The sequence below is a fragment of the Blautia sp. ZXY-1-C6 genome, from assembly GCF_056339875.1.
The window spans coordinates 1-8,798 of the sequence record NZ_JBWJVQ010000016.1; the positions used below are offsets into that span (position 1 = coordinate 1).

General features: G+C 41.8%; 7 protein-coding genes and 2 pseudogenes. 6 read left to right on the forward strand and 3 right to left on the reverse strand.

Annotated features, from left to right (window positions below; genetic code table 11):
• Positions 1-505, forward strand: a 505-nt coding sequence (locus tag AC075J_RS00595) for a hypothetical protein (protein WP_476389840.1), incomplete at its 5' end; no start/stop codon positions are given.
• Between the two features lie 85 nt (positions 506-590).
• Here the strand turns inward: AC075J_RS00595 and AC075J_RS00600 are convergent.
• A complete protein-coding gene (locus tag AC075J_RS00600) occupies positions 591-2,378 on the reverse strand; it encodes a peptidoglycan-binding protein (protein WP_055201250.1) in 1,788 nt (595 codons plus the stop codon).
• A gap of 505 nt (positions 2,379-2,883) precedes the next feature.
• On the opposite strand from AC075J_RS00600, the gene asnB reads away from it, so the two are divergent.
• The 3 genes from asnB to AC075J_RS00615 all read left to right on the forward strand — a co-directional run bounded on the left by asnB (position 2,884) and on the right by AC075J_RS00615 (position 5,701).
• The gene (asnB, locus tag AC075J_RS00605) at positions 2,884-4,716 is read left to right on the forward strand and encodes an asparagine synthase (glutamine-hydrolyzing) (protein WP_055201248.1); all 1,833 of its coding nucleotides are present in this window, start codon (positions 2,884-2,886) and stop codon (positions 4,714-4,716) included.
• A 252-nt stretch (positions 4,717-4,968) separates the two neighbouring features.
• The gene (locus tag AC075J_RS00610) at positions 4,969-5,487 is read left to right on the forward strand and encodes a sigma-70 RNA polymerase sigma factor region 4 domain-containing protein (protein WP_128866342.1); all 519 of its coding nucleotides are present in this window, start codon (positions 4,969-4,971) and stop codon (positions 5,485-5,487) included.
• A gap of 82 nt (positions 5,488-5,569) precedes the next feature.
• Positions 5,570-5,701, forward strand: a complete 132-nt coding sequence (locus AC075J_RS00615; protein WP_005424140.1) for a hypothetical protein — start codon at positions 5,570-5,572, stop codon at positions 5,699-5,701.
• Here AC075J_RS00615 and AC075J_RS00620 read toward each other — a convergent pair.
• Positions 5,693-6,400, reverse strand: coding sequence for a hypothetical protein (locus AC075J_RS00620; protein ID WP_019162467.1), 708 nt, complete (start codon positions 6,398-6,400; stop codon positions 5,693-5,695). The genes AC075J_RS00615 and AC075J_RS00620 overlap by 9 nt on opposite strands.
• Positions 6,401-6,619: 219 nt before the next feature.
• On the opposite strand from AC075J_RS00620, the gene AC075J_RS00625 reads away from it, so the two are divergent.
• Both AC075J_RS00625 and AC075J_RS00630 read left to right on the forward strand, forming a co-directional pair.
• Positions 6,620-7,540, forward strand: coding sequence for a peptidoglycan-binding protein (locus AC075J_RS00625; RefSeq protein ID WP_022380853.1), 921 nt, complete (start codon positions 6,620-6,622; stop codon positions 7,538-7,540).
• Between the two features lie 176 nt (positions 7,541-7,716).
• A pseudogene (locus AC075J_RS00630) lies at positions 7,717-7,976 on the forward strand (RtcB family protein); the annotation flags it as partial.
• 612 nt (positions 7,977-8,588) lie between these two features.
• Here the strand turns inward: AC075J_RS00630 and AC075J_RS00635 are convergent.
• A pseudogene (locus AC075J_RS00635) lies at positions 8,589-8,798 on the reverse strand (relaxase/mobilization nuclease domain-containing protein); the annotation flags it as partial.

Below are 8,798 nucleotides of genomic sequence, written 5' to 3' on the forward strand. Positions count from 1 at the left end.
TCCAAATCTTACTACGGCTGTTACCAGGAAGCCAACGCCCACAGCTGTGGCAGCAAATCCAGGAGACAGTGTGCAGAATCAACAGTCTGGAAATAACGCAGAAGCGGAAATTTACCAAAGCCAGGGAGATCCCGCAGATCAGGAATCTGCACAGGAAGAAACTTATGATATCCAATATATCACTGGTAATATTCTGTATTCCGATGAAAATACGATAACAGTAGAAGTGGGCGAATCAGGAAATTATTATAATATGGTTTTTAATATAGAAAACGCCGTCCTGAATATAGCTAATGGGAGTGCTGTACGATCCGGACTGAATGTTGACCTGGAGTATTATAGTCAGAATAACGTTAATATAGTAATCATGCTTACGAGTGATGGGGAGGAATATTTACCTTCCAGTACATTAGAGGAAGCGCAGAAAATGACCGACGAATATGTACCTGATGTGAGTGAATCGGAAAACGAAGATTTTGAAGATACCTCTCCCAGTGAATATTAGATTTTCTCGCATTTTCTCGGAAAAGGCACTGCATATGCAGCGCCTTTTTCTCAGGTGCGCTCGTCAGGCGCATGTTCAAAAATCGTTAAACACCTGCAAGCTTTGCAAAAGTATCTCTTCCCGCAATTCCATCCGCAGTTAATCTCTTAGAAGTCTGGAATTTTTTCACACCTTGCTTTGTGGCGGCTCCAAAGGCATTATCAATCCCGTTATTCAGGGTAATACCATGAGCATAAAGACCAATCTGCAGAACTCCGACATAAAGGTTATTGGCCCCTTCTGAAAGCACATGAGCAGCACAGGCATTGGATGTGTTTGTTCCCCAGATGCCATCGGTTGTAAGGCCAGTGCCGTATACGGAATTAAGTGCAGTCTGGATTGCTTTAATATATGCTTTCTGACTCGCAGATCCCCAGATACCGTCTACAGTCAATCCGGCTTTGAACTTTGAGTTCAATGCAGTCTGAGCTGTTTTAACTGCGGAGGAACCTGTGGAAGCAGTTCCTTTGCCTACATAATCCTGATGCATATAACCGATTCCGATTCCAGACACTTTCACATGAACCCATACACCAGAGGTGGTTCCATCTAGCTCAAGGCTGGTTCCCTTTGATACCGTACCCATGATGGCTCCGCCTGGCGTCTGACGTACATAAACGCCATCTCCAGTACATACCCCAGTGCTTTTCGTTGTCCAGGTAGAAGGAGTTGTTGTTTCGCCAGAGTTATTAATGGAATTAATAATACTATAATCCGGCCTGGCGAATCTTGTACCGGAGGACGCACTCAATGTACGGTTTCTCTGATATACGCCGATCCCTTCAGCTACCACACCGGAACCGTCATTTGTATTGCCTTCAATGGTAGTATAAGAATTACCACTAACAGCAATAACAAGTCCAGTATGATTAAATACCGACCCATTATGATACATTACGATGTCTCCAGCTTTCGGCGTAGAATAATTGGTAAATTTGGTTGAAATGTTTGGAACACTTATATACGGCCAATGCTTTAATAATTCCGAAGCCTTCGACTTGTTAAAGGCTTTCATAAATACCCAGCTTATAAAGCAGGCACACCATGCCTGACCCTGGTATTCTGGTGCAACATCCCGCCAATACTTTGTATAATTAGCGGTTCCTGCATTTGCGGTCTTGCTGTCAAGATTTGCATTCGATGCTTTCTCACGATAACCGATTTCTGCTTTTGCAATATTTATCGCTGCCTGAATTGCATCGGATGCTGTCACCTTATAATTAGTGATATAGGTCTTTAATGCATTATATACCATTTTCTGTCGGCTCTTATATGCTCCGACCTGATTTCCGGTATCTGTCTGGCAGGCAGTATAAAGATGATCCAGTGTGTAAGGCTTTGTAGTCTTGGCAAGAATCCTTTTCACCGCAGAAAGTCCACCCTGATGGCGAAAATTTGCACACATCATTTTGGCATCCATTGCTGTAACGCCCAGAGAAGCTGCTTCCTTCACATAAGTTTCCATCTGTCCATCCATAAGCTGATCCTGGCAGCGATGACCAACTGTTGAATTGATAATATGTACAATTGCCTTCGCTTTTGCCGAGGTTTTTGAGAGCTGATAGTTTGACCAGTCTGTTTTATTAAGATCCGCCGCGACACCGGCCGTATCATACTTGCTGAAAGTTGCGGCATCAGTAGTTTTAATCTTAAGAAGAAGTGTACGAGCCTCATTGCCATACCACTGTCCGGCACCGATTGTGATCGCATGTTCCGCAGAACTGTTGGTATATGCTTCCGTAAAATCAGCATAGTCCTTTTGTCCATATACTTGTCCGCCAGTTTCCACTGCATAAATAATATTTCGCATTACAAGTTTTTCATGATCTGTCATTGTGTTTTTTCTCCTTTTGAAATTTTGGAATTTGCAAATTCATTTTATAAGGAGAAAAATAGTCTCAAAATGTAAACCGCTAATCAAGATTTTTGACAAAAAAGTGCCGTGAAATCCAATGAGCAGAAGTGCAAAAGCAGGATTCATGTTCGGCAAGTGATGAAGAGCAAATTTGATGGCTGAAAACGAAAAAAGCCCTTGGGCTGTACCGTATGCTACTGCGCAATGACTTTTGAGAATGAAAATGAGACAGTTGTTACTGTTGGAAGACTTTTAGGTGTTGTTAGTGCCAGAAATATATTATGGGGTGTTATATGAGGTAAAATAAAGAAGTAAAGGTTGACAACAAGGATAAACGATATGTCAATGTAACTATTGACTGTATAGATGGGAATGGGATGAGGGGAATACCTCTTAGATGTCCTTACCTCTATACCATAAAAAGAAATAAGTCTGTAAGAGATTTCTCTTGCTTACAAACTTATTATACGAGATGGAGAAAAGCATGTGCGGAATTTGTGGATTTTTCGGAAAGAAAAAGAACAAAAGAGAGATTGTGGAAAAAATGAAGGAAAAGCTGGTACATCGAGGTCCAGATGCGCAGGGCAGTTTTGTAAATGACAGCGTGGCCCTTGGATTTCGCCGCCTGAGTATCATCGACCTGGAAGGCGGCCTGCAGCCTATGAAAAGCAGCAGTCAGAACCTGACAGTGGTGTTTAACGGAGAAATCTATAATTACCAGGAACTGCGGGAGCAGATGGAACGGGAAAAGAAGATTCTTTTTGTCACCCGCTCGGACACGGAGACGCTGGTGAATGGTCTTGAGGCTTATGGTCCGGCGTTTGTGGAGCAGCTTCGTGGAATGTTTGCCTTCGCCGTCTGGAATGAGAAAAAAGAAGAACTGATGCTGGCGAGGGATTTTTTCGGAATCAAGCCGTTGTTTTACACAGTGGTGGATGGAAATTTCGTGTTTGCGTCGGAGATTAAGAGCATCCTGCAGTTCCCGGGCGTCCCGAAAAAGTTGAATGAACGGGCGCTGGAGCAGTATCTTTCTTTTCAGTATTCCGTGCTGGAGGAAACTTTTTTTGAGGGAATCTACCGCCTTCCGCCGGGCTGTATGCTGTTTTACCGCCAGGGAAAGTATGAAATCTGCAGATATTTTCAGCCGAAGCTACAGCCCGAGGCGGGGTGTTCGCTGGCGGATATGGAGAAAAAACTGGAGAGCGTGCTTAAAAAATCCGTCCGCCGCCATATGGTCAGTGATGTGGAAGTGGGAACTTTCTTGTCCGGCGGTGTGGATTCGGGTTTTATTGCCGTGTTGTCCGGGGCAAAAATGGCGTTTACGGTGGGATTTCTGGATGGGAACAGCGGCTACAACGAGGAAAACAGGGCCAGGGAGGTGGCCCGGTATGCGCATCTTTCTTATCACATGCATACTATCGGGAAAAAGGAGTTCTGGGATGTGCTTCCAAAGGTAATGTACGCCCTCGACGAGCCCAGCGGTGATGCTTCTGCCGTCGCCATGTATTTTTTGGCTGCCAAGGCGTCTCGTTATGTGAAGGTGGTGCTCTCCGGGGAGGGTGCGGACGAACTATTTGGCGGTTATAATATCTACCGGGAGCCTCTGGCTCTTCAGAAAGTGGCCTGGATTCCTGAAAAGATCCGGCGTGCGGTTTCCCGGCAGGCGAAAAAACTGCCGGACCGCCGCGGCAAGAGCTTTCTGATCCGGGCCGGCCAACGGGTGGAGGAACGGTTTATCGGGAACGCCCATATTTTCACCGACGAGGAGCGCCGGGAGCTTTTGAAAAATCCGACCGACACGCCGTCCTGTCAGGAGTTTCTGCGAAAGACTTATGAAGAAGCCGCCGGGCTTTCCGACCCGGAGAAAATGCAGAACATCGACCTGAAATACTGGCTGGCCGGGGATATTTTGCAGAAAACCGACCGCATGAGCATGGCCCATTCGCTGGAGGTGCGCGTGCCCTTCCTGGACCGGGATGTGTTCGAGGCTGTCCGGACACTTCCGCCGGAGGCAAAATTTGCCCACGGAAAGACGAAGTATCTGTTTAGGAAGGTGGCCCGGAAATACATCCCGGAAGACACGGCCGCGCGGAAAAAGCTGGGATTTCCGGTGCCTGTCCGTGTCTGGCTGCGGGACGACGACTGGTACGGGAGAGTTAAAAAAATGTTTCAAAGCCCCATATCCCGTCAGTATTTCCACACGGAAAAGCTGACGGCGCTTCTGGAGGAGCATCACGCGGGAAAGAAGGACAACAGCCGGAAAATCTGGACGGTGCTGGCGTTTTTGTTCTGGTATCAGGAATATTTTGATGAGTAAAAATAATAAGAATAACCCAAAAAAGATTGTAAAAATAGATTTTGAAAGTATTTTTGGTAATGATGGCGGGAAGCAGCTGTAAAATATATAGCTTCTGTAGTGAGGATTATATGCAGGATGGAAATTGGGAATATTGTTTAAATACAATATTCCTTTTTTTATAGATATAAGAAACCTTTGATTCTGAACAAAAAAATAAAAAATAAGTTTACATTTTTATGCCCAGATACTCTTTAAAAAATAAAAGGGTATATGATGCAGGGATATAAAGATTTGGTTATACAGGCAAAAAATGATTCAAAATACATGCAAAGCTTACTTTGCATAATGGAACCTTTAGTAAAATCATATGCAAAAAAAATATTCTTTCTAGATTGGGATGACGCAACTCAAGAATTGAATTTGGCAATTATAGAAGCAGTAAAAACAATCGCCACTTGTGAAGACGATTATCAGTGCTTGAAATTCATTACCAATTCAGTGAAATATAAATTTGCTCATCTTTGCAAGAGAAACTTAAAAAAAGAAAAATACGAATGTGCATATATGGATAATGAAGGTGATTTACAAGAAAGCTATAGAGCGGATTATTCATCTGTGGAATTAGCATTTGATCTGAAAAATATAACCTTAAAAATGACTTCAAACCAAAGGGATATTTTAAAATACTTGATTTTAGGGTGGTCAGATAGTGAAATCGCATCTTTCTTACACTTTAGCCGTCAATATGTAAACAGAGAAAAGAAAAAAATATATCAATTTCTGAAATGATTTTTTACATAAATAGTAAGTGCTGAATATTGCTTGAATTTGTGACATAAACATATTTGCAGCAGTCAAAAGAAGAAGCAACATGTTTGAAAGAAAAATTAAGTCAAAAATGCCGCAGCCTTTGAAAATATTGGCTGCGGCATTTAAAATATATGATATGTTTGATGTAAAAAACATCAGGTTCTCAACCAGACATTTGGGTAAGTCAAGATGATGCTTCTGATATAAGATATGCAACATTAAAATCATCATATACTTGAGAATTTAAATGCATATCTTCATATAACTTGATATAGTCGCCGATTGTTTTGCCAAAAACAGAACTATTACAATTATTGCATGTGTTATCCTCTGCATATATATGAGTGTTTCCATCGTTGTCCTCAACAAATAAGAGAGTAACATCTATTTTATCTTCTGTTAACCAGAAAGAGATATATTTTGAAAGAGTCCCATCGATTTCTGTGGCACCATCCGGAATTTGTTCATCTGATTCCAGCTCATTAATATGTTCCCAAAAAATTTGAGGAGAGAACACAAGTAATTTTAAGTTTTTTTGAGAGTCTTCTGAGTACCATATATGTGCTTCTGTGTTGAGATAGTCGGTTATATTAATATCCGTATCTGCCGGTAACTCATAAGTTTCACCGACGTCGGAAGTCAGTGAAAAGGTTTTGGTATGATTAGAATAAGAAGTGACAATCCCCTTGACAAAATAGTAAGTTGTATCTGACTCACTGTCATAATAAGAGCCGGAACCATCTATATCATAAGATACATGTTGCCCCTCAGGCTCCTTAGGGGCGGAAAGGGTGATTAGATCTGAGGGGGCTTTGCCAAAAGCTTGTCCGGATAGCAATATACTACCGAGTACGATACTGCCTGCGATACATAGAATTTTTACATTATTCATGGTTAAATGGCCTCCTTGTTTAGTTGTTGAATATTATATCAATTAAAGTGTGAAAATTGTAATTTTGACTTATCGAAATATGTTTTAGAAATGAGTAGGATTTCGGTTATTTTTGAATATTTGTTTTTAATGAAAATAATGGTTTACATTTCGCCTGTAAGTTACTTTATATAAGACAGATAACCGGTTATCACAAATAAAAAACGGAGGTAATATAATATGGCAACAGCGAGTACAATTATCAAAACAGCGAGCAATGAGATTGGAGTAAAAGAAACCGGCAATAACAACGTAAAGTACAATACGGAGTATTATGGAAAGGCGGTAAATGGTGATGCTTATCCGTGGTGTGCAGTGTTCGTATGGTGGGTGTTTAAACATTCCGGCGCATCTAGCATTTTTTATGGAGGCGGAAAAACAGCATCTGTCTATGAAATTTGGAGATATTATAATTCATTAGGACGTGTTTATTCAAGCCCGAAGGTCGGAGACCTCGCAATTATTACTACGTCTGCGGGGGGAACTTATGGTCATGTTGGTATTGTTAAGTCAGTCAGCGGAAATACGTATGTAACAATTGATGGAAATTCTAAAGATCAGGTAAGAACAACTAATCGTACTGTTGGTTCTCCCAAGGCTTCGTTTTGCAGACCGGCATATGGAAGTGGATCTGGTTCCAGCACAAACCTCTCTATGGGTTCAAGTGGAACTGATGTGAAGGATATGCAGAAAAAGCTTATTGCATTAGGCTATAGTTGTGGTTCCTCAGGTGCAGATGGGTCTTTCGGACAGGGAACATATAATGCCGTTTGCAATTTTCAGAGAGACCATGGCTTGACGGTGGATGGTGTTATTGGGCCTACGACACGATCTAAAATAAATTCCGCATATTCAAATTTAGGAGGAAGTAGTTCCGGCACAAATCTGTCTATGGGCTCAAGCGGAACTGATGTGAAAAATATGCAGAAAAAACTTATTGCTTTAGGGTACAGTTGTGGTTCCTCTGGCGCAGATGGAATTTTTGGACAGGGAACATATAACGCTGTTTGCAAATTTCAGAAAGCAAATGGTTTATCCGTTGACGGAATTATTGGACCTGCTACTCGGGCGAAAATTAATGCTTTATATGCAAAATTGTAAAATGGATATAAGATAAAAATGACAGATGCAGGAAGTAGAGTTTTTAGAATCTACTTCCTGCATTTGTTTATTTGATAAATGTATGGTAAATGGTGTTTTAAAAAAAACGGGAAATACTAAAGAAAGACTATATATGGGCAGCGGTTTATGTAGCGGGGATCGGTCAGTATGGAAACTATCCGGATGATTATCTGCATGATGTAGAGATATGCCAGAGCTTTGCCTGCTAGAACCGTGAAGAAATGGTGGAGAGTGTTTTGGAAAAGATAAGAATGAAGTGCCAGAAGGTATTTCATACTATCCACAATTACATTGATACGGATGAGATGATCTTAAGGAAAAGTACGATTGCTGCTCATGCCGGTGAGAAAGTCCTGATTCCGATTAATATGCGTGATGGAAGTGTATGGCGGTGGGAAAAGGCAATCCAGAATTCTTCATCCAGCCAGAACAGGATTTCCATAAATTCCTCCGGCATGTCTCCGAAGAGCGGTGAGATTGAAAGCAGACTAATGTTAAGAACATCTGCAATTTTTTTAAAATTTCCGGTCTGGGAATCCGGGCATTCGTTTCGTATTGAGTAATTCTTGTGCCGAAGGCTTTGTTCAGACCGATGGCGCGGCCAAGTTGATTACCGGTCATAGCTCTGAATTTTCTGCATATCTTAATCCTTTTTCCAATAGTTATGTTGAAATTTTCTCCTTCTTTTGATATAAATACGTTATGATTTTTCGTGATTATTATTTTTAACAACAGCGTTGCTTCTTGAAGCAAATGCTGGATGGAGCGTCTCCTGGTTCTGGGAAATATCAGGCGCAGACGGTATCTGCTCCTCAACATTTTCAGAGTGAAGATGGATATCCTGCTGTTTCCGGAGTTTTTTCCATTCGTCTCGGGCGGTGGCCTGTTCAGCTTCTAATTTTTCAATCTGTGCGTCCAGTTTCTCCGGCTTTGGCAGAGCCTTTACGCCGAGCTCCTTCAGGGCCTCTTTGCTGGTAATGTGAAGCTCATACTCTTTCTGATGTTGTCCGCGATAGAGGGCAGGATTTTAGGTATTTTTTTCATTTTCTACGATTTCCCTGAAAGCGCGGTAAGCGGAGCATTGTTTTTTGATCAGCTGTTTCGTCTGTATCTGCTGGCCGATTTCATCAATCTTGTCCCAGGCGGAGGCAACGGAACCGTCCATATCTGCGATATGCTTCTGAAAATCCTCGTAGTTTAGTAGGTTATTCTCACAAAGATAATTAAATAAATCCAG

Bases quoted from the DNA above. Each gene is read 5' to 3' on its own strand.
- AC075J_RS00610 (WP_128866342.1), top strand. From the start codon at position 4,969: ATGATGCAGGGATATAAAGATTTGGTTATACAGGCAAAAAATGATTCA.
- AC075J_RS00625 (WP_022380853.1), top strand. From the start codon at position 6,620: ATGGCAACAGCGAGTACAATTATCAAAACAGCGAGCAATGAGATTGGA.
- AC075J_RS00615 (WP_005424140.1), top strand. From the start codon at position 5,570: ATGTTTGAAAGAAAAATTAAGTCAAAAATGCCGCAGCCTTTGAAAATA.
- AC075J_RS00600 (WP_055201250.1), bottom strand. From the start codon at position 2,378: ATGACAGATCATGAAAAACTTGTAATGCGAAATATTATTTATGCAGTG.
- AC075J_RS00620 (WP_019162467.1), bottom strand. From the start codon at position 6,400: ATGAATAATGTAAAAATTCTATGTATCGCAGGCAGTATCGTACTCGGT.
- asnB (WP_055201248.1), top strand. From the start codon at position 2,884: ATGTGCGGAATTTGTGGATTTTTCGGAAAGAAAAAGAACAAAAGAGAG.